Here is a 25,940-nt window from a genome sequence, read left to right on the forward strand (position 1 = left end):
TGTATCGGGGCGGGGGTCCCCCCCCCCCCTCGGCCTTTCGCCTCTTTTGGGGGGGGGGGGGGCGCGCGCGGGCGGGGGGCCCGGGGGCGGGGGCCCCCCCCCCCCCCGGGGGGGGCCCCCCCCCCCCCGGTGGTCCGGCTCAGGGATGCGCTGTGCCGAAGGGGTTGTCGATCACGTAGCGCCAGTGGCCGGTGGGGTCGCGGCGGGCGACGTCGGTGGCGGTGCCGGTGAGGTGGACGGGGGTGCCGTCGGGGGTGGTGCCGGTGATCTGCCAGTCGACGATGAGGAGGGCGAGGTCGCCGGCCACGTAGGTGTGCCGGGGGTGGACGGTGATGGGCAGGCCGAGGGCGAGGAAGTCGGCGTTGGCGCGGTGGAGTTCGGGGCCGGTGGCGGTGGTGCCCGGGGTGGGCACGAAGACGGCGCCGGGTTCGTAGACCTGCGCGAGCAGGGCCGGGTCGCCGGAGTTGAAGGCGGCGGCGAAGACGGCCGGGTGTTGTGCCGGGTCGGTGGTGAGGGGGAGGGTGGCGGGGTGAGTCATGGGAGCAGTGAAGACCGGCCCGGCGTGGGTTACCAAATGGGAACCGGCGGACGGTTCTGGGACGAGGAGTTGGTGCCGGACGGGCGCGGCCGTACGGTGCGACCGGAGGCGGACTGCCCGGTGGAGGTGGCGCTCGCGGCGGTGGCCGGGCGGTGGACGACGTTGGTGCTGCGGGAGTTGATGCACGGCCCCGCCTCGAACGGGGAGTTGCGCGCGCGGTTGCCGGAGATCAGCTCGAAAGTGCTGGCGGAGCGCCTGCAGGCGCTGGGGGAGCGGGCGTTGGTGGTGCGGGAGCGGCTGCCGGGCTTTCCGGTGCGGACCTCGTACCGGCTGACGTCGGCGGGCGAGGCGCTGCGGCCGCTGCTGGTGGAGCTGTACCGGACGGGGGTCACCCTCACCGGGGGTTGACGGGCGGGGGCGACGGCGAGCCGGCGGGGCTCAGGGGTGGTACACCACCTCGGGGAAGGCCTTCGACGGCCCGTCGAGCAGGTCGCCGCAGTGCCGGCCGCGCAGGTGGAGGTCGAAGAAGGCGCGTGGGTACGCCTGTTGGATGAGGACGCCGCGGGCCGGGTCGAGGGTGCCGACCTGGGACCGGATCTGCTGCTCGGTCAGGCCGAGCAGCCGGCCCGCCTGCGGGATCAGCGTCATGTTGTCGCCGTAGGAGTTGTGCACGGCGCCGGTGGCCTGGACGTCGAGGCGCCAGCCGCGCAGGTGGGTCCAGAAGGTCTCGGCGTACGGGTTGGTGGCCCGGGCGAAGTCGGCGGTCATCAGCATGAAGGGCCGGTCGATGTCGGTGCTGATCGCGGGGTTGGCGGCCATCGGGCCGTCGAGGGAGAGCCCGGCGCGGATGCGGCGGTCGGCGACCATGGCGAGGGCGGTGGCGGTGCCGCCCTTGGACCAGCCGAAGGCGCCGATGTTCCGCGCGTCGAGGCCGCCGAGCAGACCGGTCGGCAGGGTGCGGCCGGCGACGTCGGGGTTGCGCCCGTTGGCGAGGTCGACGACGCGGTCGAGCAGGAAGAGCAGGTCGGCGGCGTAGTCCCGCGGGTACAGCCCGGGGTCGACGCCGTCCCGGGTGACGACGGTGCCGTCCGGGAACTCGGTGACCCCGTCGTGGGTGTGGTCGACGGTGACGACGGCGAAGCCGTGGCTGGCCAACTCCTGGACGGTGATGGTGTGGTCGGCGCGGTGGCTGCCCGCGCCGTGGGAGTAGAGCACCACGGGAAGCGGCCGGCCGGTCCGGTGGACGGGGGCGCCCTGGTGGCCCGAGGTGAGCGGGGCCAGCGCGAGGGGGATCGGGAAGCCGACGTCGTCGAGGAAGGCCTTCAGGGCGCCCTCGGTCATCCAGGGGGCGAGCGGGTACGCGCCGGCGTCGGCGGTGCGGGCCGGGTACCAGACGGTGGCCATCAGCTCGCGGAACCGGCCGGGCCTGGCGTTCGGGTCCAGGCGGGACTCGTCGCGCAGGTGCAGCGGCACCATGCCCACCGGGTACGGGCCGGTGGGCGCGGGCAGGGTGAGGCGCCCGGCATCGACAGCAGGGGAAGCGGGAACGGGCGCGGCCGAGGCGGTGCGGGTGAGGCCCAGTGGCGCGACGGCCCCCAGCGCGAGGGCGGCGCCCAGCAGGCGGCGGCGGGTCGGTCCGGTGAGGGATGCGACAGGCGTGGTGTCCATGAGTGGAACGCTGTCACGCGTGGCGGGTGGACGTCATCGGCCCGCCGATTGATCCTCCGTCGCCGGGCATTGGCCCACGGATTTACACCCCCGGGCTGATGCGGAACGGCTCCGGGCGGCCGGAGGTCGGAGCCGACCCGTGTCCGGTACTACGATGCGCAGCGGCACTTTCCGAATGACTCACGGGGGATCTGATGACGGGTCAGTGGCAGGAACTCGGCGCGCCGGGCGGGATCGAGGCGTACGTGCACCGGCCGGAGGGCGAGGTGCGTGGCGCGGTGGTGGTCTGCTCGGAGCTGTACGGGGTCAACGACTACCTTCGGGGCGTCTGCGCCGAGTTGGCGGGCCTCGGCTACGTGGCGGTGGCTCCGGACTTCTACTGGCGCAGCGCCCGGCGCACGGAACTCGGCTACGCCGCCGAGGAACGCGAGGCGGGCCTGGTGCTGATGCGCGCCCTGGACCGCGACGAGCTGGTCGCCGACGCCGCCGAGGCGCTCGCCGCCGCCCGGGGCCTGGCCGAGGGGCGCGGGGTGGCGTTCGTCGGGACGAGCATGGGCGGGCACATCGCCGTACGGGCGGCCACCGAGCTGCGCTTCGAGCTGGCCGCGGTGTTCTACCCGGGCTGGCTGCTGAACTCCGGCTTCCCGTTGGTCGGTCCGGTGCCGCCGCTGGAGACGGCCGAGCGGATCGCGGCGAACGGCGTGTACCTGCTGGGCTTCTGCGGCGGGCTGGACCACATCCTCCCGCTGGAGGAGTGGCAGGAGGCCGAGCGGCGGCTGACCGCGGCCGGGGTCGAGCACGAGTTGGTCACCTACCCGGGCGCCCGGCACGGCTTCGCGGCCGACCGCCCGGCGGACCACGACGCCGCCGCGACGGCCGACGCCTGGCGGCGGGTCCACGAGGCGCTCGCCGAGCGGCTGTAGCCGGACGGCGACGACCTGCCGACGGCCGGGCGCCGACCCGGCGACAGCCGGAGCGCCGCACTCCGATCCCAGGAACCGGGCGGGGATCCCGCGGCGTGTGCACCTCGGAAACGCGATCACGCATCACGCATCACGGATCGCAGGTCGGACGAGGGGGAACGAGCACGGATGGCGGCAACGGAGAAGGACGGTAGATCGGGCGGCTGCGCGTGGTTCCTCGCCGGGCCGGTGCTCGCGGCGGCGGGCACCGCGCTGGCGACGGCCCTGGCCTCGCGGAGGTGGGACGCCTGCCCGTTCGGGATGGACGCGCCGACCCGGGCGTCGATGGCGATGAGCATGCCGTTCGCCTGGGTCGGCATCACCGTGTTGCTGGTGCTGCTGCAGGCCCTGCTGGCGCTGGTGCTGCCGGAGGGCATCGAACCGGAGGTCAAGTGGGTGGTGCTGGTCGTGGCCGCCGTGGTGCTGTTCCTCCTGCTCGGCGTCGCCCTGGGCTCGCCGGACGCCGAGCCGGGCGGCCCCTGCTACCAGGAGTAGTGGCCGGACCCCCGGCTTCCCCGCCGAGCCCTCGGCGGGGTGAAGATCGAAATGCGCGGACGGCCGCGGCCCTCCACGGTGGGACCGTGGCTGCGATCGTCGTCCTCTTCGAAATGGCCCCGGACCAGGCCCTCGGCCCCGAGGGTGTCGGCCCGGGCGTGGTCGGGGTGCACGCCGCCGGCCAGGACCCGGACGTTCCGGAGGACCCGCAGCCGCGCACCCTCTGCGGGCTGGACACCGCTCCGATGGAGCACGCCCACTTCCGCCCCGCCCGGCCGGGTGAACCGTGGTACCCGCCGGAGCTGGAGCAGCAACGCTGCCGGCTCTGCGAGGCGGCGCTGCACCGGCTCTGAACGCCCCGCGGCGACCCGTGGTCCCGCCGCCGTGTCCGTACCGCCCGGCGGTCGCCGTCCGTGATCGCGCGGGCCGCCGCCCCGGAGGTGACGACCGGTGGTGCGGCGCCGGCAGACGGGTAGGCAGACAGGCAGACTGGGCAGACAGGGATGCGGGCGGGCGGCCGGGCAGGGCTCAGCGGGGCCGGTGGGCGACGGCGGCGAACATCGTCACCGACAGGTGGAACGCCCCGGCCCCGGCGGCCGCGTCGAGATCGGCGTACAGCCGGTCGCGCTGCTCCTCGGTGATCAGACCCCGCTCGACGGCCGCCGCGCCGAGCCCGCGGACGAGCGGCCCGCCGGTGGCGTGGGAGTCGTGCAGCAGGACGTCGGCGCCGAGCCGGTCGACGGTCAGCCCCGCCTCGACCAGCCAGCCCGCGAGGCTGCGCCCGGCGTCGGGTCGGGCGGCGGCGTCCCGGACGACGGTGGCCAGCGCGGACTGGACGTCCGGCTCGGCCGGATGGATCAGGAAGGTGGACCAGTCGGTGTCCAGCAGCGCGACCCGACCGCCGGGGCGCAGCACCCGGGCCATTTCGGCGACGGCCCGCGCCGGATCGGTGAGGTGCTGGAGGACGCGCTCGCACCAGACCGCGTCCAACTCACCGTCCGGCAGCGGCAGTGCGAGCGCGTCGCCGTCCACGAACCGGGCCGGGCTGCCGGCCTCGGCGGCACGCCGCTCGGCGACGGCCCGCAGCCCGGGGTTGGGCTCGACGCCGATCGCACTACCAATCGCACCACCGATCGCGCCGCCCGTTCCGCTGCCCGTCGCGTCGCCCGTTCCGCCGTCCGTCGCGCCGCCCTCCGGGGTGACCGCCGCCGCGAGCACCTGGGTCTCCGACCCGGTGCCCGCGCCGACGTCCAGCGCGCGCTCGCCGGGGCGTACGGCGAGTTCGGCGTGTGCCCAGGCGCGCAGCCGCCGTACGCCGGGGTTGGCGGCCTGGGCGTCCAGCGCGGCGATCAGCCGGTCGGTGACCGCCGGGTCGGCGTTGGCGCGGTGGAAGGCCGAGGTGGGGCGCGGGTCGGTCATGGCGTCACCATAGACGGATATGACGGACCGCCAGGTCATGCCCCACCGGGCCCTCGGGATCAGTACAGCTTGTTCACGGCGGCCCGGACGGTCTCCTTGAACGCGGGGACGTCGGGCTGGGTCCAGTTGCTCTCCCACTCGACCAGGGCGACGGTGTTGCCGTCCCGGCCCACGCCGTAGAGGACGTCGACGTGGCCGCTCCACGTGGTGACGTACTTCAGGTGGATGCCGCCGACGGTCGCGCCCTCCTCGACGTCGACCGTGCCGTGGTCCTGGCCGGTCACCACGTCGCCCGGGTACTGGGCCTGCTGCCGGCCCGCGCAGCCGGCGTAGTACTGCCGGGCGGAGTCGGCGAGGGCGATCGCCTCGGCCTCGGTCGGCAGCACGTAGACCCGCTCGTAGGCGGAGGCGGTCTCGGAGGTGAGGAAGTCCGCACTCCAGATGTTCTCCTCGGGGACGCTCGGGCGGTTCCAGTCGGCGAGACAGCGGGTGTCGAAGCCCCCGCCGGGCTGGTCCGACGCGCCGCCCTGCCAGGTGAGGTCGTCCGGCGGCAGGTCCGCGACGGTGAGCATGCCGGGGCGGGCGCTCTGCGCCTGCGCCGGGGTCGCGGCCTGGGCGGTCGCCGCGGCGACCAGCAGGGCGGCGGCCACCGCGCGCACTCCGGTCCGGGTCCTGAACCTGGTCCTCATCCGTCCACCTCCGGGTGTCGTCAGCTGCGCCCAGGATCGGCGACGGCGGCGACTCGTGCGGGGCGGACACGAACGGAGGCCGGAACACCGCTCCTGGGACGGCGGATCCGGCCGAAACCGCGCGGTTGGCCGGGACGCGCAGTGGGGACGGAGTGCGAAGGAGTGGGAAGCCGGCCGGGCCGGCTTCCCACTCCTCGGGGTCGGTCACCGGGACGGCGCCGGCCGCACGCCGACCGAGCCGCCGGTCACGCGGTACCGTCGCGGATCAGCGTGGCAGCAGGCCCGTGAGGACCGGGTCCGTCGGGAGCCGGGCCGACCCGGTGGCGCGCGGCGCGGAGATCGGGAAGACTCGCCCGCATGGTTTCGGTGTTGCAGAACGTGGCGATCGACTGTGCGGACGCCTATGAACTGGCCCGGTTCTGGAGCAGGGTGACCGGTCGGCCGTTGGATCCCGACTGCCGGCCGGGGGACCACGAGACCCAGGTGCTGCTGGCGGACGGCCCGGTGCTGTACTTCAACCAGGTGCCCGAGGCGAAGACGGTCAAGAACCGGGTCCACCTGTGCCTGCGCCCCGAGACCTCGCGCGACCAGGAGGTGGACCGGCTGCTGGGCCTCGGTGCCGCCTTCGTCGGCGACCACCGGAACCCCGACGGTTCGGGGTGGGCCGTCCTCGCCGACCCCGAGGGCAACGAGTTCTGCGTGCTGCGCAGCGAGTCCGACCGGGCCGCTACGAACCCCTGAGGCCCGGGCGGCGCCCTGGCCGGGAAGCCGGGGGACGGCCCGGTGGCCGCCGCGGCACGATGCGGGGCGCATCGGGAGGATCCCGGACCCGCCGCCGGACCCGCTGCCGGCGCCCTGCCAGGCTCCGGCGGCGTCACCGGAGCAGGACCACGCCCGCGACCGTCGCCGCCGCCATGACGACGAGCGCCGTGACCGCGAAGCCGACGTTCCCGGCCACGGATCGGCGGGTGGCCGCGAGGTCCGGTGTGAAGTCGGCCGGATCCCCCGGCGCGTAGTGGACCGTGACTTCCTGGCCGTGCACGACGGCGCGGTCGGGCAGGGCCGACGGGTAGTAGGCGGTGACGGCCGTTCCGTCCTGGGTGGTGAAGGCGATGACGGGTGTCCGGCTGGTCCGGACGTCACCGTCCGCGTCGGTCGCGACGGTCCTGAGGACGGCGACGACGGGGCCCGGCACGGACACCATGGCGGCCAGTGCGTCGAGCCGGCTTCTCGTCGTCCGCCTCTCCCCGGGCAGGTGGAACGCGGTCAGGACGGTGAGAGGCCCGCAGACCGCGACCAGGGCCCACGGCCAGCCCCAGTCGATCGAGGCGACGACCACCAGCCCGACGTAGATCAGGAACACCGCCGAGTTCGGCCAGGCGAGCCCCCGGCTCCGCTCGTGGGGGTCGTTGGCGAACCGGAAGGCGTGCGGCATCCCCGGCGGGTAGTGGACTCCGATCTCCCGGCCCACCCAGGCCGTGGTGATCCGGTCGCCGCAGTCGCCGTCGTTGGTGACGGTGAACTCCTCGCCGGTGGAGGGGTCCTGGAAGCGGACGACGACCGCTATCCCGTCCCTGTCGGAGCTCCCGTTCCGGGGCTCCCGGACCCGTTCGATCCGGCCCGTCGCGCGGACCGTCCGCTGCGCCCGGGTCACGCCGGCCAGCGACCGGCCGTACCCGACCAGCGCCACGAGGCCGAACACCCCGCACCACAGCGCCAGAACTCCGTGCCAGTCCATGCGTGACCCGCTCCTGTCCGTGATCAGTGCGATGAGGTGCGCCGCCGCACCCCGCCCTGGCCGTCGGCCTCCAGTACGGCGCTTCCCTCGGCCCCGGTCGCGCTGACCACGATGGTGACGGTGCCGGTGAGGCGGTGGACGACGATGCTCCAGTCCCGCGGGGCCTGGGCGCCGAGGGTGTTTCTCGCCTCCTCCACCAGGGCGGGGAGCCGCTCGTAGGGCAGTTCCAGCGGATCGAACTCCCGGGCATTCGTATCGGCCGAGGAGAACACCACCGACAGCGTGCGGTCCGTGACGGTGAGGCCGGTCACCAGGTGCGAGTCCCCTTGCCGGGTCAGCGAGTCGACGGCGAGGCGCAGTTCGCCGCCGTCGAGGAAGGACTGCCCGGCGCCGAGCACGACGGTGCCGGAGCCCGCCGTCACCACGGTGGACGACCACGTCGAGGAGACCGTCGGCGTCGCGGACGGGGGCGGCTGGGCGGTGGCCTTCCGCTCGAACAGGTCCGCCCGGAACAGGAGGACGACGGCCGCCGCGCCGAGCAACAGGCCGAGCAGCCCGAGGAAGCCGACGGCACGGACCTCGGGCGGCTCGCTCACCCTGGCCGCGCCGGGCACGGCGTCGAGCCGCGCGCCGGCCGCCCGTTCCTCCCACTCCGGAGTCGGCCGCTTCACGATCCTCACCAGCCACGGCCGGTCCGGCGGATACCGGACCACCAGGACGTCGCCCGGCCGGTGGTCGGGGAGGTCGACGACGTTGACGTCCTGGGTGAACTCCACCCGGAACGCGGGCCCTTCGTCGGGCACGACGGTGAGGTCGAAGCGCACCGGCACGTCGGTCAGCTTCGTCTCGGCGGCGGTCAGGCTCTCGACCGTCGCGAGCGCGGTACGCGGGACGACAGCGGCCTCCCGGGCCTGCCGCGGCCGGTCGGCGAGGAGCAGCAGCAGGCCGTAGGCGATCGGCACGCCCAGGCCCCCGACGAGCAGCGGCACCTTCTCGACCACGACGCCGACGACCATCGCGGCGAGCGAGCCGCCGATCACGCCCCCGGTCAGGAAGCCGCGGGCGAGGGCGACCGGGGTGTTGCGTCCAGGCGGCGCGCCGGTGGTCGTCGTCATACCGGTGATTGTGCCGGGTGGGGTCGACGGCCGACAGGTCCTGTGCCAACAAGCTTGCGCCGTAACCGCCGTAACCGCCGTAACCGCCGCATCGCCGTGTCCGCCGTAACCGTGGCGCCCGCCGCACTCCCCGCACTCCCCCGCACTCCCCGCACTCGCCGTGCCCGCCGCACCCGAGGCGCCCGAGGCAACCTCCTCACCCGCGCCGCAAACGTTCCTGACCGGTCGTCATGACGTGGTGGATCGCCTGTTCTAGGATCCTGGGGCCGGTGAAGGTTCCCTTCCCCGTGAGCTCCGGGAACGCGGCCGGGGTGGAAGGGGCGGGGCGGCCGATCGCCGTAGTTCGGACAGCGCTTCGCTCCTTCCGGGCGGCACGTCGCCGGCAGAACCCGTGTCCGGCGTCCGGGGCGGCGGGGCCGGGTTCCCATCCTTCGAGGGGGAGGCTTCACCATGAGTCGAACGGGTACGTGTCCAAGAGTCCTGATAGTCGGGGCGGGCCTGGCCGGGACGGCCACGGCCATCCGGCTGCTCTGCTTCGCGCGCGGGCCGCTGGAGATCGTCCTGCTGGAACGGCGTCCCGACTACCGGTGCGCCGGGGTCGCCTACCACCGGGACGGCAACCCCTGGGACCACGTGTTCAACATCCAGGCGGGCCGGATGTCGGTGTTCCGCGAGGACGTGCTCGACTTCGTCCGCTGGGCCAACCACGAGGCGGACCGCGGCGGTTGGCCGGAGCCCTGGGCCGGCCTCCGGTTCGTCGAGCAGGGGCCGGCGCCCCGACGGATCTTCCAGGACTACCTGGTCGACCGGCTGGCCGAGGCGCGGCGTGAGGCCAGCCCGGGTGTCGTGCTCGTCGAGGCGGACGGCGAAGCGGTCGACCTCGAAGTCCGATCCGGCCGCGTCGACGTGACGGTGGAACGGTTCGCCGTGGAAGGCGGTCCGGGCCGGGCGGCCACCGTGCTCCGCGCCGACCACGTCGTCCTCGCGACCGGTCTCGAACTCCGGGAGCCGGCCTTCGCCTCCGAGGTCCGCACCCATGCGTCCTTCGTGCGCAACCCCTACTCCGCGGCCGGAATCCGGAAGCTCGCGGACCTCCGTTCCGAGGCAACGGTCGCGATCGTCGGCTCGGTATTGAGCGCCTACGACTCGGCGGGCCTCCTGCTGCGCCGGGGCCACACCGGGCGGATCCACCTGATCTCCAGAACCGGCACCCTGTTCCGGACGTACCCCGGCGGCCACGAGCACGGGGTGGTGCGCCTGCCCTGCCCGAAGTCGTTGCTGGAGCCCTACCGGAACCGTGAGGAGTTCCTCGCCCGGCTGCGGGCCGAGTGGGACGCGGCGTGCGCGACGGTCGTCCGGGAGCATCCCGACATCGCCCCGGCGGTGGTCGCCGAGCGGGTGGTCAAGGCGTGGGAGCCGCACCTGCCGGAGGCCGTCGAGCGCATCCCGTCCGCGGAACTGCGGGCTCTGCTGGACGAGTTCGGGACCGCGCTGGCCGCGCTGCGGGTCGGGGTGCTGGAGTACACGATGGCGGTCATCGAGCGCGCCATGCACCCGGTGGACGGGCCGGTGAGGCTGGTCGTCGGCAAGGTGGAGGGGGTCCGGCCGGTGGAGTCGGGCCGGCTGGCGGTGTCGGTCGCGTCCCCGGAGCGGACGCACGCCATCGAGGCGGACCTGGTGGTGTCCAACTTCGGCCGGGAGTCGGACTACGGCAGGGTCGACCAGCCGCTCTGGCGGAACGTCCTGCGGCGCGGGCTCGCGGTACCCCACGAGCGCACCGGGCGCGGCCTGGAGGTCGACGCGCGGGGGGTGCTGCTGGGCGCCGACGGGGAGCCCGGCCCGATCTCCGCGGTCGGCGTGCTGCGGGAGGGCGACGAGATGGTGCGCAACGGGCGGACCGGTGCGTTCACCTTCAATCTCGCCGCCATCAAGAACCACTCGATCGCGGTGGCCGCCCACGTGGTGGAACGACTGGAACTGGAACCGGAACCGGAACCGGGCGCCGGCATTTCCCCGCGGAACACGGCCGAAGGCGTGGCCGAATTCCTCGCCCGGCGCCACGGAGGTGACGGCAATCTGGAGGAAGCGGCGCCGGGAGGATTCGAGGACGCTGTGGTTATGGAGGCGAGGAGATTGGCCTCACGCGGTCGAATCGAGCGGGAGAGGCTCGATTACCAACTGGAGACCCGCATTCGGTCCATGGGCGAACGTCCGGCCCACGCGGCGGATGCCGCCCGGCACGACCGCCTGATGAGGGTGGCCGTCAACCGGGCCGCGGTCGAACGGCTCACCGATGTTTCCGTGACGCCACGACAACTGCGCCGACAGCTGGGACTGGCGACCGCCGAAGAACAGGAGGAGTAGTTGAACGGGCGACGGATTCAGGGATCCCTGCTGACCGGTGGTACACAGAGCGAAGTGCGAGGTGCCTGCAATCGCACGAGACGTCCACTGGAGGGGTCCGTCCTCGTCGCCCCTTCCCTCGACGCGGGCCTGTACGAGGCGATCGTGGTGGCCCGCGCGGTCGTCTGCGGTGAGGGTGGGCTGACCGGCCACATGCAGTCGCTCTGCCGCGGCCGCGGGATACCGGTGCTCCGCGTCGACCAGGAGGACCTCGACCTCCTGGTCGGCGAGGTGGTGGTGGACCTCGAGAGCGAGTCGATCGTGCTCGGGGCAGGGGCCGACCGGAGTGCCGGGCCCGGGCGCCCCTCGCTGGACGACCTCGGTTCGGCGTGCGCGGTCATCGCGGACCTGCGGGACATCCGCACGATCAACTCCTGCGGCCCGGAGGCGGAGCGGGTCGAGTGCTTCTTCATCCGGGAGGAGTTCCTCTGCCTGGCGGCGGCGCTGAGCCCGCTCGACTCGCTGGCCGGCGGCCCCGCCGAGGCGGTGGCCTACGGACGGGCCCTCGCGGACCGGCTGTGCACCTTCGTCGAGGCGCTGCTGCCCGGCCAGCGGCTGGTCCTGAGGATGCTCGACCTCCGCTCCGACCACGCCGCCAGCGTCACCGAGCAGGCCCCGGTCGCGGTCGAACCCAACCCCGAGCTGGGCCTGCACGGCGCCCGCTGGCTGCTGGGGTCGGCCGCCTACCGGGACGCGCTGCACGCCATGCTGGGCTCGCTGCGCGAGCGGCTCGGCGACGCCGCCGGCCGGGTGCACCTGTCCGTCCCGTTCCTGAACGACGCGGAGGAGTTCGCCCAGCTCAGGAAGCACCTCGAACTGCCGCCCGAGGTGCCGCTGTCCGCGTTCATCGAGACGCCCGCGGCGGTGCACGCCACGGCGGAGATCTGCGCGGCCGGCGCCGGCGAACTGTTCGTCGGGGTGAAGGACCTGGTGCAGTTCTACCTCGCCGCGGACCGCGGCAACCACCTGGTGGCGGAGTCCTACCAGACCCGGCACCCGGCCGTCCTGGACGGGCTGCGCAGGGTGGTGGAGTCCGCGCGTGCCACGGGCACCCCGGTGCGGGTGTTCGCGCTGGGTTCGGACCTCGCCCACTACCTCGCCCACGTGCCCACCCCGGACGGCTACATGATGTGCACCGCCGAACTCCGGGAACGGCTCCTCGGCGGGTGTGAAGATCCTTCCGCCGTCGTCAGGAGCTGACCGCAGAGTCCACTCGTTCCAGTGAATCTGATGATGAGTCAGTTTGATTCCGTCCGCCGTGACCAGGATGCGGTCAGTATCCGTTGCGGAAAGGGTGGTTCGCATGACCAGCATCAGTGGAGAGCCGATCCCGTCGATCACGGAGGCCACGCTCACCGACATCGCCACCAACGGCGTCTGGGGCGACGGCCTCACCCCCAGCGCGTCCGTCCTGGGGGTGTCCGAGGCCCTGCTCGCGGCGCTCCGGGGCGAGTCGGGCGTGCAGCTGCCGCCGGCGCTGGCGGAACTGGTGGCCGAGGTGCGGGAGAAGGCCACGACCGAGCTCCCCGGGATCGACGGCGCCGACGACGTCCGGCTCTCGGGGCTCGCCGTCAAGCTCCGTGACGGCGGGCCCCACCCGGTCGTGATCGTGCCCGCAGGCTGGAACCCGTACGGCTGGCTGCCCTTCCTGTACCTGTACCTCACGCTGGCGCGAAAGGGGTACCACGTCCTCGCCTACACCCCGCGCGGCCTCGGCAAGAAGGGCTGGCTGTCCACCTCCCAGGGGTTCATCGACGTCGGCGGCGACAAGGACTGGGCCGACGGCGCGAGGGTGATCGACTTCGCGGAGCGGTACTTCGAGCCCAGTCGGATCGGATTCCTCGGCGAGTCCTACGGCTCCGGGATCAGCCAGTTGGTGGCCGCCCACGACCCGCAGGACAGGGTCGACGCGGTCGTCGCCCTGAGCACCTGGGGCAACCTGGCCACCAGCCTCTACGACAACGGCACCCGGCACACCGCCGCCGTCAAGGCGCTGATCGGCTTCACCGGTGGCGACCCGGAGGTGCTGGAGGAGAAGTTCGACGAGGAGACCGTCCGGATCCTCAAGGACTTCGAGAACGGCGAGAACCTGGACAAGGTCGTCGCCTGGGGCACCAAGCGCTCCCCGCAGACCCACGTGGGCCGGACGAACGAGCGCGGCATCCCGACGTTCATCTCGAACACCTGGCACGAGACGCTCTTCCCGGTCGGCCCGGTGGTCGAGACGTTCGAGGAGCTGACGGTGCCGAAGCACCTCAACCTCTGGATCGGCGACCACGGCGCCCCCGAGGGCCCCGGCCTGGCCGGCCTGGTGTCCGGACTGCCGTTCCCCGGCCTGGAGGTACCGATCCAGGAGGCCTACGCCTGGCTGGACCACTACCTGCTCGACCGGGACAACGAGGTGCCGACCTGGCCGCAGGTGGTCAACCAGTCCATGTTCACCTACGAGACCACCCGCACCGTCATCGGCAACAAGATCACCGTCCCCGCGCACCGGGAGTCCTACGCGTCGTGGAGCGAGATCACCACCGGCGGGGAGACCTGGCACCTCACCGGCGAGGGCGCGCTGACCGACAAGCCGGCCGCCGGGTGGTCACGGGACTTCACCGCCGGCTCCGCGACCGAGGCCAACGCGGGGGAGCTCCTCGCGACCGGCGGGAAGGAGTGGTTCGGCAATCCCAAGCGCTACGACCTGGAGCAGTTCGAGCCGTCGCGGCTGCTGTCCTGGTCGACGGACGAGCTGACGGCGCAGAGCGGCGACGCGGCGCGCCGGATCAGGGGAGCCGCCGAGGTCCGGCTCACGGTGCGCAGCACCGAGGAGGCCGCGACCCTGGTGGCCTACCTGTTCGACGTCGCCCCGGACGGCACCGCGCGGATCATCACCCACGAGCCGTACACCGCGACCGGTCTCACCCCGGACGCGGACACCACCGTCGGCTGGAAGCTCCAGGCCGCCTCGTACGACGTGCGGAGCGGCCACCGGCTGGCCCTGGTCGTCAACAGCCGTGACGACCTGTACTCCTACGCCGCGAAGAAGGGCACCGTCACGATCGGCTCGCCGAGCGGGAGCGAGTCCCGGTTGGAGCTGCCGCTGGGCTGATCCGAACGGCCTCCGGAGCGGCCCGCCGTGGCGGGCCGCTCCCATCGGTACCGGCACCGGCACCGGCACCGGCACCGGCACGGGCACGGGCACGGGCACCGGTCAGGCCTCGGGCCGCCGCCGCTCGCCGCCGCGCAGCAGCGCCGCGATCACGACGCCCAGCACCGCGCCGACGGCCGCCAGGCCCCACAGCACGGAGTGGAACGCGGAGTCGTAGGAGTGCGCGAGGAAGTCCGTGAAGGCCCGGCGGTCGGTGGCGCCGGACAGCTCGGCGGCGCCCGCGAGGTCCCCGCCGGCCGCCCGGTCGGCGACCTCGCCGGCCCGGGCGGCACCCGGGTGCGCGCCGATGCCGTCGGCGATCCGGGTGCCCAGCACGGTGGCCAGCGCGGAGCCGTACACCGCGACGGCGACGGCCTCGCTGCCCAGGCGCAGGGTGTTGAGGAAGCCGGCCGCCATGCCCGCCTTGGCCGGCTCGACCAGCTCCAGCGCCTGGCCGTCGACCAGCCCGGCGGACAGGCCCATCCCGGCGCCGGTGACCAGCATCGGGACGGCGAGCAGCAGGACGGTGACGGAGGGGGAGAGCAGGGTGAGGGCGAGGTCGCCGGCCACCAGGCAGGCCAGGCTGAGGAGGATCAGGGTGAGCGCGGGCACGCCGCGCGAGACCAGCCCGGCGGCGAGCAGCGGCAGGACCAGCACCGGCGCGGTGAGCAGCAGCATCAGCAGTCCGGCGGCGCCGGTGCCGCGGCCGGTGACGGCGGTGAGGTAGCTCGGCAGGTAGGTGAGCAGGGTGACGAAGCCGAAGGAGGCGGCCACCGGCACCAGGCAGAGGCCGAGGAAGCGGCGGTCGCGCAGCAGGCCGAGGTCCAGCACCGGGTGGGCGCTGCGCCGCTCGACGACGGCGAAAACGGCCAGCACGAGGGCCGCGCCGAGGAACAGGCCGAGGACGCCCGCGCTGCCCCAACCCCACTGGGAGCCCTGCACGATGGCGGTGGTGAGCAGCACCATGGCGAGCACGAACAGGGCGCTGCCGGGGACGTCGATCCGTCCGCCGCGGGTGTCGGCGGGCACGGCGCGGGAGATCGCGGGCAGCGCGAGCAGGACCGCGGCCAGGGCGACGGCGTGCAGGGCGAACACCCAGCGCCAGCCGACGCCCTGCACCAGCACGCCGGCCAGGGAGGGGCCGATGGCGACGCCGACCCCGGCGGTGGTGCCGAACAGCGCGAAGGCCCTGGCGCGGGCCGGACCGGCGAAGACGGTGGAGAGGATCGCCGCGCCGCAGGAGAAGATCGCGGCGCCGCCGATGCCGGCGAGCGCGCGGGCGGCGTCCAGCCAGCGGACGTCGGTGGCGACGGCGCTGGCCAGTGAGCCGAGGGCGTAGAGGGCGACGCCGGCCGCGAAGGCCCGGACCCGGCCGATCACGTCGGCGACCGAGCCCCAGACCAGGGTGAAGCAGGCGAAGGCCACGTTGAAGGCGTTGACCACCCACTGGAGCGGGGCCAGGTCGGCGTGGGTGCCGGCGCCGATCCGCGGGAGGGCGACCGCGGTGCCGGAGATGGACATGGGGACGACGAAGACCGCGAGGAGGACGGCGGCCAGTGTCAGGGTGCGGCCGGGGTACGGGCCCTCCGCGTCGGCGGAGGGTGCGGCGGAGGGCGGGCTCTGGGTGCGCAAGACGGCGTGACTCCAGGCTGGACCGGCCGTCGGTCCGGACGGCCAGGTACGGATTTGGTCGAACCTCACGGTGTCATGCGATCGAGGTACGATGCAACCCGTACCTGAGGACGCCTGGCGATGGAGGATCCGATGCCCGACCCGGAAGGCCACCCCTCGACCGAGGAGATGGATCTGCGCACGGTGCTCAACGCGCTCGCCGATCCGCTGCGCTACGGGGTGGTCGCCGCCCTGCTGCGGGAGGCCGAGGGGACGGCGCGCACCTGTGCCTCCTTCGACCTCCCGGTCTCCAAGTCCACGCTCACCCACCACTTCCGGGTGCTGCGCGAGGCGGGCCTGATCCGCCAGGTCGACCGCGGCAACAGCCGTGCGGCCACCCTGCGCCGCGAGGACCTGGACCGGCGCTTCCCGGGGCTGCTCGACCTGGTCCGCGCGAACTCCTGACCCTCCGGGGCCCGGTCCCGGGGCCTCGGGCCGGTTCGTCGGAGGTCTCCGGGGCCTTAGGCCGGTTCGAAGGAGGTCCCGCCGACCAGGGCGCGGGCCCTGGGGGAGTCCATGGGGTGGGCGAAGAGGTACCCCTGGCCGAGCGGGCAGCCCATGGCGGCGAGCAGGTCGCGCTGTTCGGGGTGCTCGATGCCCTCGGCGATGACCTGGACCCCGAGGGTGTCGGCGATCCGGGTGATGCCCTCGACCAGGGCGTACTGCTGGGGCGAGTGGCCGAGGCCGTCGATGAAGGACTTGTCGATCTTGAGCAGGGAGATCGGGAACTCGCGCAGGTAGGACAGCGAGGAGTAGCCGGTGCCGAAGTCGTCGATGGCGATGCCGACGCCCAGGCCGGACAGGGTGGCCATGTCGGCGTGGATGCGGTCGTCGCGGCGCATCAGCACGGACTCGGTGAGCTCCAGGACCAGGGTGTGCGGGTCGATGCCGGAGGTGGCCAGCGACCGGCGGACCACGTCCACGAAGCCGGCGTCGCGGAACTGGCGCGCCGATACGTTGACGTTGACCCGCAGCGGCGGCCGGCCGGCGGCGGTACGGGCCGCGGAGCTCGCGGCCTGCCAGGCGGCGGCCTCCTGGGCGGCGCGCTCCAGCACCCAGGCGCCGAGCGGGACGATCTGGCCGCTCTCCTCGGCCAGGGCGATGAACTCGTCGGGCAGCACCATGCCGCGCCGGTCGTGCGGCCAGCGGACCAGCGCCTCGAAGGCGACCAGATCGCCCGAGCGCAGGTCGACGATCGGCTGGTAGTACAGCTGGAAGGCCGACTCCGCGATCGCCGAGTCGAGGTGCTCGTTCAGCTCGTGCCGCTCCACCATCCCGGTCTGCAGGGCCGGCCGGTAGTGGCACCACTGGCGGCGGCCGGCCGCCTTGGCGGAGTAGAGCGCGAGGTCGGCGTGGGTGAGCAGCTCGGCGGCGTCCACGCTGTCCTCGGTGGTCGCCACGCCGATGCTGGCGCTCACCCGGACCGCGCCCGACTTCAGCCGGAACGGCTCGGCGAACACCGCCAGCACCCCGGCCGCGATGGTGTCCACGTCGGCCGGCCGCCTGGCGTCCTCCACCAGCACGGCGAACTCGTCGCCGCCGAGCCGGGCGGCGGTGTCCGAGGCGCGCAGCGCGGTGGAGATCCGCAGCGAGACGGCGACCAGCAGCTCGTCGCCGACCGCGTGGCCCTGGGTGTCGTTGACCACCTTGAAGTCGTCCAGGTCGATGAAGAGCACCCCGGTGACCGCCCCGCTGCGCTCGCCCCGGGACAGCGCGTGGCCGACCCGGTCCTGGAACAGCACCCGGTTGGCCAGGCCGGTCAGGGAGTCGTGGAAGGCCCGGTGAGTCAGCTCCCGCTCCATCCGCCGCTGCTCGGTCACGTCGCGCAGGGTGAGCACCAGGGCGCCGACGGTCGGGTCCGCGCGCAGGTCGTTGAAGCGGACCTCGGCCTCGATCGGGGTGCGGTCCTGGCGCAGCAGCCGCCAGTGCTCGCGCGGCTGCTCGCCCCGGGGCTGGTCGGCCGCCTCCCGCATCCGGGCCAGCGCCTTGCCGACCTCCCGGCTGTCCTCGGGCGGGACCAGGTCGGTCAGCAGGGTGCCGGCCAGGTCCGGGTGGCCGAGCACCGTCTCGGCGGACGGGGAGGCGTAGCGCACGCCGTCGTCCGCGTCGAGGATCAGGATGACGTCGCTGGCGTTCTGCACCAGGGTGCGGAAGTACAGCTCGCTGTTGCGGCGGGTGACCTCCCGGCTCAGCACCACCCGCTCGACGGCGAGGGCGGCCTGCGCGGCGAGGATCTCCAGCGAGCTCCAGAGGCTGGTCAGCTCCTGCTCGGTGCCGGTGACGATGAGCGCGCCGATCAGCGGGTCGCCGGAGGGGCGCTCGGCGAGGGTGAGCGGGCAGACCAGGGCGTACGGCATGCCGCCGAGGCGGCCGCGCCGCTCGCCGTCGGGCCGCGCGGCACCGTTCCTCGCGCTGCCGTTCCTCGCGCTGCCGTTTTTCGCGCCCCAGGCCTTAGCGCTGCCGTTCTTCGAGCCCCCGGCCTTCGCGGTGCCGTCGGGCGGGCCGACGGCCTCCAGGCCCAGCGAGGCCACGGGCAGCAGCAGGGTCTCCCGGGCGGCGGCCAGTTCGAGCACCTGGTCGGACGACGCGGCGTCCCCCGGCCGGGGCCGGGCGGCGCCGCTCCCGGCGTGCCGGACGTGCAGCACGCCGTCCTCGGTCACCGCCAGCAGGGCGACGTGCCCGGCCTCGGCCGGCATCAGGGTGGAGGCGGCGGACTGGACGGCGTCCGCGACCTCCTCCACCGTCACGGCCCCGGTCAGCCGGGCGCCCGCCTCGCGCAGCGCCCGCTCGCGGGCGAGGGCCTGTCTGCGGGCGGAGACCACCACCGCCAGCCGGGCCAGCACCAGCAGGTAGAGCAGCGCGGAGAAGGCGCCGATCACGCCCGCGTTGCTGGTGTTGCCGGCCAGCGACTCGATGATCAGCATCGTCGGGGCGATCAGCGAGGCGAGGGTGAGCAGCGCCAGCCGGGCGGGGCTCAGGTCCGGGTGCTGGGTGGGCACCGGCCGGGTCAGCTCGACCATCGAGGGGTGCAGCGCGGCCGCGCCCCAGGCGGTGTAGAAGGCGGCCCAGCCGAGTTCGACGGGCGTGCCGATGTGCCAGGTGCCGTGCAGCTGGATCAGCCCGTACAGCACGTCGGAGACCAGGATGCCGAGCGAGCCGACGGCGAGCAGCTGCAGCGAGCGGGAGTTGCCGCCGCGTGCGGTCAGCAGGCGCATCAGCAGGGCGAGCACCACCACGTCGCCGAGCGGGTAGGCGATCGAGACGGCCCGCTGGAACCAGGTGAGGTCCGGGTTCCGGGCGTACGGGAGGATCAGGTAGATCCAGGCGAGCAGGGCCAGCCCGATGGTGGGGATGAGCGCGTCGAGCAGTCCGGCGAGGTCCTGACGGGCCGTGCGCCAGCGGATGAAGCCCAGCACGCCGATCGCGTACAGCACGTACTCGGCGAGGTAGAAGCCGTCCGCGACGGACGGGAACGGGTTGGGCAGGTGCAGGATGTCCAGCTGGACGGCCTGCACCACCTCACCCACGGTGAAGCTGAGGTTGGCGAGCGCCAGCACGTACCAGAAGCGCGCGTGCGCGGGACGGTTGAGGCGGACGCCGACCACGATGGCGGCGACGCCGCCGAGGCCGATGCCCGTCCACCAGATGATCCGCTGGCCCGGGTTCACGTAGTAGATGCCGGTGAACAGCACCATCCAGAGCAGGTAGCAGACCATCAGGTGTTGTCGCCGGCGAGTCAACGAGGCTACCTCCTCCGCGACATCACCCCGCCGGTCGGGCGGGGGAGTTCGGGCGAGGGCTGGGCGGGCCAGGCGTGCGGGGCCTGTGCCCGGTGGGACGGGTGAGCGCTTTCGCGCAGCAGCGAGGCGTCCGGTGGGGGTGCGACCGGACGTCCTCGACGGGCCATGAGTGCGTATAGTCGGAAATGTCGCACTCCCAAGCATTCTGCCGCCACAGCACGAGGTCAAGCCGGTGGACGACGCAGTAGACAGCGCACGGGGCGTACGAACGGATGTGAGCTCCGGCCGTCACGCCGTGGTCCGCAACGACGACGGTCAGTACGCGATCTGGCCGGGGGACTTGACCGTCCCGGCGGGCTGGTGGCAGGTCCACGGGCCGGCCCGGCGGGCCGACTGCCGGGACTGGGTGGAACGCGAGTGGCGCCCGGCCGAACTGGGCTTCCCCGACGGGACCCCGGTACGGCGGGCGGCGGCCGGATTCGCCGACACGGTGCACGGACTGTTCCGCGCGCGGGCGGCGCACGACCCGGAGGCGGTCGCCGTCGTCGCCGACGGCGCCACGCTGAGCTACCGCGAACTCGACCTGCGCAGCGACCGGTTGGCCGCCGCGCTGCGGGCCCGCGGGACCGGCCCGGAACAGGTGGTGCCGGTCTGCCTGGAGCGCGGGACGGGCCTGGTGACCGCCTGGCTGGCCGTGCTCAAGGCCGGCGGGGCCTTCCTGCCGCTGGACCCGGCGCACCCCCGGCGGCGACTGGCCCGGCTGGTCGAGGACTGCGGGGCGCGGGTGGTGGTCGCGGACGGTGACGGGTTCCCGGGGGCGCCCCGGGTGCCCGTGCTCGGGCCGGAGGGCGGCGCGGCCGGGGAGTTCCCGCCTCCCGGGGAGGTCCCGTCCGCCGGGGAGTCCCCGTACGCCGGGAGGCTCTCCGACGGCGGCGGCGCCGTCCCCGACGACCTCGCCTACCTGATCTACACCTCCGGCACCACCGGCCGCCCCAAGGGCGTCCCGGTCACCCACCGTGCGCTGCTGTTCACCCTCGACCGGATCGTCCACGCCTACCGGCTGCGCCCCGGCGAACGCGTCCTGCAACTGGCCGCGCTGGGCTCCGACACCGCGCTGGAGCAGGTGTTCGGCGCGCTGCTCGCCGGTGCGGCGGTGGTGCTGGGCGGCGGCGGGAGCGCGGGCGGCACCTGGGCGCCCACCGAGCTGGCCGGCCGGCTGCCCGGGCTGGGCCTGGCCGTCGCCGACTTCACCCCCGCCTACTGGCACCACCTGCTCGACCTGCTCCCGCCCGGCGGGCCCGGCCCCCGGGGGCTGCGGCTGGTGGTGGTCGGCGGGGAGGCCGTGCACGCCGACGACTGCCGGCGCTGTCTGGAGCGGCTGCCGGGCACCCGGCTGCTCAACGCGTACGGGGTCACCGAGGCGGCCGTCACCTCGACGCTCTGCGAGGTCACGGCGGACCTGCTCGGCGGGGCGGAGGGCACCGCCGCCGCACCCGTGCCGATCGGGCGGCCGCTGCCCGGGGTGCGGGTGCACGTGCTGGACGCCCGGCTGCGCCCCGTCCGGCCCGGGGAGAAGGGGCAGATCCACCTCGGCGGGCCCGGCCTGGCCCGGGGCTACTGGCGGCAGGTCGGGCTCACCGCCGAGTCCTTCCTGCCCGACCCGTACGCGCCGCTGCCCGGTGAGCGGATGTACCGCACCGGCGACGCCGGGCGGTGGCGCACGGACGGGCGGCTGGAGATCCTCGGGCGCTTCGACGACCAGGTGAAGGTGCGCGGGCACCGGGTGGACCCGGCCGAGATCGAGGCCGTCCTGGCCGCCCACCCCGACGTCCGGCAGGCCCGGGTCGCGGCCGACGGCGAGGCGGCGGACGGCAGCCGCACGCTCACCGCGTACTACACGCCCGCCGCCGGGGCGGCCGGCGGGGCCGGGGCGATCCGCGCGTTCCTCGCCGAGCGGCTGCCGGAGTACCTGGTGCCGGCCGAGTTCGTGCCGCTGGAGGCGATGCCGCTCACGGCGGCGGGGAAGATCGACCGGCGGCGGCTGCCGCAGGCACCGGTGCGCCCGGCGCCCGGACCGGCGGTGGGACCGCCGGAGCGCCCGGCGGAGCCGACCCCGGAGCCGGCGCCCCCGCCCGGCCCGGCCGGAGCGGCGGCGGTGGAGGCGGCCGTCGGACAGCTCTGGGCGGAGCTGCTCGGCCTCGAACACGTCGGCCCGGACGGCGACTTCTTCGCACTCGGCGGCACCTCGCTGCTGGCGATGGAGATGCTGGCACGGGCACGGATCATGTTCGGCGTCGACATCGGGCAGGTGCGGGCGCTCACCCGGGCACTGCTGCGCGAGCCCGTGCTGCGCGCCTTCGCCGGGGCGCTGCGGGCCGCGCGCACCCCGGCCCCCGTGGTCCGGGAGACCGGCGTGCGGGAGACCGGCGTCGACTGGTTCGCGGAGGCCCGGCTCACCGAGGACCTCCGGCAGTCCTGGAGCCCCGCCCCCTCCCGGGCCGACCCCGCCGAGATCCTGCTCACCGGCGCCACCGGCTTCTGCGGCGCCCACCTGCTGCACGCGCTGCTCGCCACCACCCGGGCGCGCGTGCACTGCCTGGTCCGCGCGCCCGACGAGGAGCACGCGTTGGAACGGCTGCGGGCGGCGCAGCAGCGCTTCCTGCGGCACGACCTCGCCGACCCGCGGGTGGTCCCGCTGGTCGGCGACCTCAGCCGGCCCCGGCTCGGGCTGACGGACGACAGGTTCGACTGGCTGGCCGAGCACCTGGACGCGATCCACCACCTCGGCGGGCAGGTCAACTTCCTCTACCCGTACCACCAGTTGCGGCAGGCCAACGTCGGCGGCACCCGGGAGGTCGTCCGCCTCGCCGGGCACAGCCGGGGCATCCCCGTGCACTACCTCTCCACCCTCGCCGTGCTGGCCGGCTTCGGCGCGGCCGGCGTCGCCAAGGTCACCGAGCGGACCCCGCTCGCCCATCCGGAACGGCTCGGCGTCGGCTACGTCGAGAGCAAGTGGGTCGCCGAACAGCTGCTGCACAACGCGGCCGCCGCCGGGCTGCCGGTCACCGTGCTGCGCACCAACGACGTCACCGGGGACCTCACGGACGGGGTGATGAACACCGGTACCGAACTGTGCGCGCTGATCGCCTACCTGGCCGACAGCGGCACCTGCCCCGACGTGCGGCTGCTGCTCGACTTCGTCCCCGCCGACCGCTTCGCCCGCGCAATCGCCCACATCGCCGCGCACGCGCCCGCCGCCGGCGAGGTCTACCACCTCACCTCCCCCCGGCCGGGCGTCCTCGCCGACCTCGCCGAGCGGCTGCGGGCGCGCGGCCACCGGATCGCCCCACTCCCGTACGGGGACTGGGTGCAGCGGCTGGTCCGGTTCGCCGCCGGGAACCCGACGCACCCGATCGCGCCGTTCGTCCCGCTGTTCGTGGACCGCGCGCCGGGGTCGGAGCTGTCGATCAGCGAGATGTACTTCCGGCCGACGTTCCCGCTGTTCGAACGGGCCGGCGCGGACGCGGCGCTGGCCGGGAGCGGGGTCGAACTGCCGCCGGTGGACGCCGGGTTGATCGACCACTACCTGGCGGGCCTGGAGCGGGAGGGGTTCCTGCGGGCGGCGGTGCCGTGACCGTCTTCGACTCGCTCGACGTCCGACTCGGCCCCGGAGACGGCCCGGTGGCCTTCGGCGGGTCACTCGGGGGGCTCGCGGCCGGGGAGTTGCTGGCGGCGTACCGGCGCGGGCTGTTCCCGCTGCCGGCGGCGGACGTGTACGCGAGCGCCTACAACGAGGCGGTGTACGGGGACGCCGTCGAGGCGGGCGGGGTGGCGCTGCTGCCGGGCGGCGCCGACCCGTACGCGCTGGCCTGGTGGTCGCCCGACCCCCGGCCGGTGATCGCGCCCGACGGTGTACGGCTCGGGAGCCGGCTGGCGCGGCGGCTGCGCAACCGGTGCTCCTGGTGGACCAGCGCCGACCGGGTCTTCGGGCAGGTCCTGGCGGCCTGCGCCGAGGGGCGCCAACCGGCTTGGCTCACCGAAGAGTTGGCGGCTGCGCTGCTGCGGTTGCACGAGCTGGGGGCGGCGCACAGCGGGGAGGTGTGGGAGGGGGAGGAGCTGATCGGCGGGGTGTTCGGGGTCGCGGTCGGCCCGGTGCTGAGCCTGGACTCCATGTTCCACCGCCGCCCGGACGCCGCCCGGGTCGCCGTCGCCGACCTCGGGGCGCGGTTCGGCGCGGCGGGCGGGCGGCTGCTCGACGCCCAGTGGGACGGGCCGCACGTGCGGAGCCTCGGGGCCGAGCCGATGGCGCGCTCGCGTTACCTGGCGGAGCTGGCGGGCGGGGGCGGGGCCGGTGTGCTGGACGGGGCGCCGTTGCCGGCGGCGCGGCTCGGCCGGGCAGGGTGATCCGGCTCCGGTAAACCAGGATGACCTGCGGGTAAACCTGCGCGGACCTGGTTTTTGGCCGGTCGTCGACAAACTTATTCCCCGTCAGTAACATGACGCCGCGTGTTCAAGAGCTCGATAGGCAGGGCCGCCGGCCCCGCCGTCCTCACCCTCGTCCTCGCCGGGGCCGCCGCGTGCGGGCCGACCAGCCCCGGCTCGTCCCAGGTCGGTGCCGCACCGGCCGCCGCCACCGTCGCCGACCCGGCCCCGACCGCCGCCGGGGGCAGCCCGGCGGCCGCCGCGCCGCCCGCCGGCAGCACTCCGCGCGCCAAGGCGGGCACCCCCGCCACCGGCCGTCCGACCCCGGGCGGGGCGGCCGTCACCGCCGCGCCCGCCGGGGACCGGCAGGCCGCTATCGGCAGTCCCGGCAAGGACGGTGGCGCCGTCGCGGCGGCCACCAGGGACCTCCAGCTGACGGCGTACAACCCGGCGGGCGGCACGGCGGTGCTGTCGGCGGCGGGGGCCCCTGCACCCGCCGGCACGGCCCCGGCCACCGCTCCGCCGTCTGCCGCTGCCTCGGCCGCCGCTCCGCCGACCGGTTCGGCCGCCGCCTCGCCGGGCGCCGTCCCGACCGCTGCGGCCGCCGCCGTCCAGCCCGGGCAGCTGATCGCCAGCCCGCCCACCGCCGCCGCCCCGCAGGGCGCGCTCGTCGCCGTCACCGGCGTCCGTCCCGGCACGGGCGACACGCTCGCCCTGACCACCCGTCCGGCCACCCTGGCCGAACTCCTCGGCGGCACCGAGGCCGACGGCAACGTCCCCGTCGACCCGCGCGGCATCACGGTGACCCCGCTGGTCAAGGACCTCAGGGCGACCGCGGGCCTGAGCGGCGACGGCGTCCGGGCCGACGCCTCCGGCACCCTGGAGGTGAACGTCAAGGCCCCCGTCCCGCTGCCGGACGGCGCCACCCTCGACGCGTCCGGCTCGCTCCAGCTGCACCCCACCGTGCACTTCGCCTACCACGGCGCGGCGGCGGGCAGCCCGCGCACCGCCTCGATCGGCTTCGACCTCGGCGCCCACGCCCGGTGGAAGGTCACCGGCGACGCCGCCCGCAGCACCGGCGCGGCACCGGTCCGGGTGCCCTTCGCCAAGCTGCAGGCCAGCCCGGTCCTGACGGTCGCCGGCCTGCCGGTGGTCGTCAACCTCGGTCTCACCTGCTACCTGGAGGTCGGCGCCGACGGCCAGGTCCACCTGGAGGCGGAGCAGGACGCCACCGGCACCTGGGCGGTGCGCGCCGACTACACCGGCGGCAAGGGCTGGACCCCGGTCACCAGTGCCGAGACCAAGGTCACCCCGGTGCACCTGAGGCTCAACGGCAAGGCGGGCGTACGGTCCGCGCTCGGCGCCGAGATCAGCGTCGGCCTGTACGACACCGTCGGCGTGGAGACCACCGTCGCCCCCTACCTGCGCGCCCAGGCCGACGGCTCGCTGGTCGCCGACTCCTCCGGCAACCCGCCGCAGGTGCGGGGAAGTTGGTCGCTGGTCGGCGGCGTCGACCTGAACGGCTCGCTGCTCGCCCACCTGAAGGTCTTCGGCACCCCGGTCATCGAGGGCAAGCTGCCGCTGCCGCCCTTCCACCGGGAGTGGCCGCTGCTCGCGGGCTCGGCGACACTGCCCGCCCCGCAGCACAGCTGACCCGTCGTCGGTACGCGGCCCCTCCGCCGGTTCCTGCGGCGCAGGGTACGCCTCCTGGCCCGGGTAGCCGTAGCCGCCCCGGGCCGACCGGACGCCGTCGGTCCAGGCGCTGCCGTCCCACCAGCGTTCGTGGCCGGGTGCGCCGCCCGGACCGGGGACCGGTACCACCCGGGAGGCGTCGCGTCGTTCACGGCCGTACGCCGCCCGGTGGTGCGCCGCGCCGGGCAGGGAGGGTGCGGCGACCGGCGAGCGGGGCTTGGTCGCGCACCCCTGGTACGAGGCCTCCCG

General features: G+C 74.6%; 20 protein-coding genes and 1 pseudogene. 12 read left to right on the forward strand and 9 right to left on the reverse strand.

Translation table 11 applies throughout. From position 1 onward, the window contains the following. Positions 1-139 precede the first annotated feature (139 nt). Positions 140-538 (reverse strand): YybH family protein, encoded by a 399-nt coding sequence (locus tag ACFY0X_RS24240; RefSeq protein ID WP_387757460.1) that lies wholly within the window; start codon positions 536-538, stop codon positions 140-142. A 36-nt stretch (positions 539-574) separates the two neighbouring features. Between ACFY0X_RS24240 and ACFY0X_RS24245 the strand changes: the two genes are divergently transcribed. Then, the gene (locus ACFY0X_RS24245) at positions 575-946 is read left to right on the forward strand and encodes a winged helix-turn-helix transcriptional regulator (RefSeq protein WP_387757461.1); all 372 of its coding nucleotides are present in this window, start codon (positions 575-577) and stop codon (positions 944-946) included. A 30-nt stretch (positions 947-976) separates the two neighbouring features. Here the strand turns inward: ACFY0X_RS24245 and ACFY0X_RS24250 are convergent, their stop codons facing one another. Then, entirely contained in the window at positions 977-2,206 is a 1,230-nt protein-coding gene (locus tag ACFY0X_RS24250; RefSeq protein ID WP_387757463.1) for an alpha/beta hydrolase family protein, read from the reverse strand. 194 nt (positions 2,207-2,400) lie between these two features. On the opposite strand from ACFY0X_RS24250, the gene ACFY0X_RS24255 reads away from it, so the two are divergent. The 3 genes from ACFY0X_RS24255 to ACFY0X_RS24265 all read left to right on the forward strand — a co-directional run bounded on the left by ACFY0X_RS24255 (position 2,401) and on the right by ACFY0X_RS24265 (position 4,016). After that, positions 2,401-3,129 (forward strand): dienelactone hydrolase family protein, encoded by a 729-nt coding sequence (locus ACFY0X_RS24255; protein ID WP_387757464.1) that lies wholly within the window; start codon positions 2,401-2,403, stop codon positions 3,127-3,129. Positions 3,130-3,297: 168 nt separating this feature from the next. Further along, positions 3,298-3,663, forward strand: coding sequence for a hypothetical protein (locus ACFY0X_RS24260; protein ID WP_387757465.1), 366 nt, complete (start codon positions 3,298-3,300; stop codon positions 3,661-3,663). Between the two features lie 86 nt (positions 3,664-3,749). Beyond that, positions 3,750-4,016, forward strand: a complete 267-nt coding sequence (locus tag ACFY0X_RS24265; RefSeq protein ID WP_387757467.1) for a hypothetical protein — start codon at positions 3,750-3,752, stop codon at positions 4,014-4,016. Between the two features lie 175 nt (positions 4,017-4,191). Here ACFY0X_RS24265 and ACFY0X_RS24270 read toward each other — a convergent pair whose 3' ends face one another. Together ACFY0X_RS24270 and ACFY0X_RS24275 are read right to left on the reverse strand one after the other, a co-directional pair. Continuing rightward, positions 4,192-5,082, reverse strand: a complete 891-nt coding sequence (locus ACFY0X_RS24270) for a methyltransferase domain-containing protein (RefSeq protein ID WP_387757469.1) — start codon at positions 5,080-5,082, stop codon at positions 4,192-4,194. 59 nt (positions 5,083-5,141) lie between these two features. Continuing rightward, on the reverse strand, positions 5,142-5,771 hold the full coding sequence (locus ACFY0X_RS24275) for a hypothetical protein (RefSeq protein ID WP_387757471.1): 630 nt from the start codon (positions 5,769-5,771) through the stop codon (positions 5,142-5,144). 357 nt (positions 5,772-6,128) lie between these two features. On the opposite strand from ACFY0X_RS24275, the gene ACFY0X_RS24280 reads away from it, so the two are divergent. Continuing rightward, on the forward strand, positions 6,129-6,512 hold the full coding sequence (locus ACFY0X_RS24280; protein WP_387757472.1) for a VOC family protein: 384 nt from the start codon (positions 6,129-6,131) through the stop codon (positions 6,510-6,512). Between the two features lie 133 nt (positions 6,513-6,645). On the opposite strand, the gene ACFY0X_RS24285 is transcribed toward ACFY0X_RS24280, so the two are convergent. Together ACFY0X_RS24285 and ACFY0X_RS24290 are read right to left on the reverse strand one after the other, a co-directional pair. Next, positions 6,646-7,509, reverse strand: coding sequence for a DUF3592 domain-containing protein (locus ACFY0X_RS24285; protein WP_387757473.1), 864 nt, complete (start codon positions 7,507-7,509; stop codon positions 6,646-6,648). 23 nt (positions 7,510-7,532) lie between these two features. Then, positions 7,533-8,624, reverse strand: coding sequence for a hypothetical protein (locus tag ACFY0X_RS24290; RefSeq protein WP_387757475.1), 1,092 nt, complete (start codon positions 8,622-8,624; stop codon positions 7,533-7,535). A gap of 450 nt (positions 8,625-9,074) precedes the next feature. Here ACFY0X_RS24290 and ACFY0X_RS24295 point away from each other — a divergent pair, with 450 nt between their 5' ends. The 3 genes from ACFY0X_RS24295 to ACFY0X_RS24305 all read left to right on the forward strand — a co-directional run bounded on the left by ACFY0X_RS24295 (position 9,075) and on the right by ACFY0X_RS24305 (position 14,127). Then, entirely contained in the window at positions 9,075-10,988 is a 1,914-nt protein-coding gene (locus ACFY0X_RS24295; protein WP_387757476.1) for an FAD/NAD(P)-binding protein, read from the forward strand. After that, positions 10,989-12,227 carry a putative PEP-binding protein gene (locus ACFY0X_RS24300; protein WP_387757478.1) on the forward strand — a complete coding sequence of 413 codons (1,239 nt, stop codon included), beginning with the start codon at positions 10,989-10,991 and terminating at the stop codon, positions 12,225-12,227. Between the two features lie 103 nt (positions 12,228-12,330). Continuing rightward, the gene (locus tag ACFY0X_RS24305) at positions 12,331-14,127 is read left to right on the forward strand and encodes an alpha/beta fold hydrolase (protein ID WP_387757479.1); all 1,797 of its coding nucleotides are present in this window, start codon (positions 12,331-12,333) and stop codon (positions 14,125-14,127) included. Positions 14,128-14,229: 102 nt separating this feature from the next. Here the strand turns inward: ACFY0X_RS24305 and ACFY0X_RS24310 are convergent, their stop codons facing one another. Further along, a complete protein-coding gene (locus ACFY0X_RS24310; protein ID WP_387757771.1) occupies positions 14,230-15,687 on the reverse strand; it encodes an MFS transporter in 1,458 nt (485 codons plus the stop codon). A 243-nt stretch (positions 15,688-15,930) separates the two neighbouring features. Here ACFY0X_RS24310 and ACFY0X_RS24315 point away from each other — a divergent pair, with 243 nt between their 5' ends. Continuing rightward, a complete protein-coding gene (locus ACFY0X_RS24315; protein ID WP_387757481.1) occupies positions 15,931-16,242 on the forward strand; it encodes an ArsR/SmtB family transcription factor in 312 nt (103 codons plus the stop codon). A 56-nt stretch (positions 16,243-16,298) separates the two neighbouring features. On the opposite strand, the gene ACFY0X_RS24320 is transcribed toward ACFY0X_RS24315, so the two are convergent. Further along, complete coding sequence (locus ACFY0X_RS24320; RefSeq protein WP_387757482.1) at positions 16,299-19,577, reverse strand: EAL domain-containing protein; 3,279 nt, start codon at positions 19,575-19,577, stop codon at positions 16,299-16,301. A gap of 274 nt (positions 19,578-19,851) precedes the next feature. Between ACFY0X_RS24320 and ACFY0X_RS24325 the strand changes: the two genes are divergently transcribed. From ACFY0X_RS24325 to ACFY0X_RS24335, 3 genes are all read left to right on the forward strand, one after another. After that, a complete protein-coding gene (locus ACFY0X_RS24325; protein ID WP_387757484.1) occupies positions 19,852-23,211 on the forward strand; it encodes an amino acid adenylation domain-containing protein in 3,360 nt (1,119 codons plus the stop codon). Continuing rightward, positions 23,208-23,981: a leucyl/phenylalanyl-tRNA--protein transferase gene (locus tag ACFY0X_RS24330; protein WP_387757485.1), complete on the forward strand. Its 774-nt coding sequence runs from the start codon at positions 23,208-23,210 to the stop codon at positions 23,979-23,981. The genes ACFY0X_RS24325 and ACFY0X_RS24330 overlap by 4 nt, the downstream gene beginning before the upstream one ends. Positions 23,982-24,083: 102 nt before the next feature. Next, a complete protein-coding gene (locus ACFY0X_RS24335; protein ID WP_387757486.1) occupies positions 24,084-25,652 on the forward strand; it encodes a hypothetical protein in 1,569 nt (522 codons plus the stop codon). A gap of 90 nt (positions 25,653-25,742) precedes the next feature. On the opposite strand, the pseudogene ACFY0X_RS24340 reads toward ACFY0X_RS24335, so the two are convergent. Then, a pseudogene (locus ACFY0X_RS24340) lies at positions 25,743-25,820 on the reverse strand (DUF2510 domain-containing protein); the annotation flags it as partial. Positions 25,821-25,940 lie beyond the last annotated feature (120 nt).

The organism is Kitasatospora sp. NPDC001547, from assembly GCF_042894165.1.
Lineage (GTDB): Bacteria > Actinomycetota > Actinomycetes > Streptomycetales > Streptomycetaceae > Kitasatospora.

Coding starts and splice junctions, on each gene's coding strand:
- ACFY0X_RS24290 (WP_387757475.1), bottom strand. CDS start 8,624: ATGACGACGACCACCGGCGCGCCGCCTGGACGCAACACCCCGGTCGCC.
- ACFY0X_RS24310 (WP_387757771.1), bottom strand. CDS start 15,687: ATGTCCATCTCCGGCACCGCGGTCGCCCTCCCGCGGATCGGCGCCGGC.
- ACFY0X_RS24245 (WP_387757461.1), top strand. CDS start 575: ATGGGAACCGGCGGACGGTTCTGGGACGAGGAGTTGGTGCCGGACGGG.
- ACFY0X_RS24260 (WP_387757465.1), top strand. CDS start 3,298: ATGGCGGCAACGGAGAAGGACGGTAGATCGGGCGGCTGCGCGTGGTTC.
- ACFY0X_RS24295 (WP_387757476.1), top strand. CDS start 9,075: ATGAGTCGAACGGGTACGTGTCCAAGAGTCCTGATAGTCGGGGCGGGC.
- ACFY0X_RS24255 (WP_387757464.1), top strand. CDS start 2,401: ATGACGGGTCAGTGGCAGGAACTCGGCGCGCCGGGCGGGATCGAGGCG.
- ACFY0X_RS24240 (WP_387757460.1), bottom strand. CDS start 538: ATGACTCACCCCGCCACCCTCCCCCTCACCACCGACCCGGCACAACAC.
- ACFY0X_RS24305 (WP_387757479.1), top strand. CDS start 12,331: ATGACCAGCATCAGTGGAGAGCCGATCCCGTCGATCACGGAGGCCACG.
- ACFY0X_RS24270 (WP_387757469.1), bottom strand. CDS start 5,082: ATGACCGACCCGCGCCCCACCTCGGCCTTCCACCGCGCCAACGCCGAC.
- ACFY0X_RS24280 (WP_387757472.1), top strand. CDS start 6,129: ATGGTTTCGGTGTTGCAGAACGTGGCGATCGACTGTGCGGACGCCTAT.
- ACFY0X_RS24285 (WP_387757473.1), bottom strand. CDS start 7,509: ATGGACTGGCACGGAGTTCTGGCGCTGTGGTGCGGGGTGTTCGGCCTC.
- ACFY0X_RS24275 (WP_387757471.1), bottom strand. CDS start 5,771: ATGAGGACCAGGTTCAGGACCCGGACCGGAGTGCGCGCGGTGGCCGCC.
- ACFY0X_RS24250 (WP_387757463.1), bottom strand. CDS start 2,206: ATGGACACCACGCCTGTCGCATCCCTCACCGGACCGACCCGCCGCCGC.
- ACFY0X_RS24315 (WP_387757481.1), top strand. CDS start 15,931: ATGCCCGACCCGGAAGGCCACCCCTCGACCGAGGAGATGGATCTGCGC.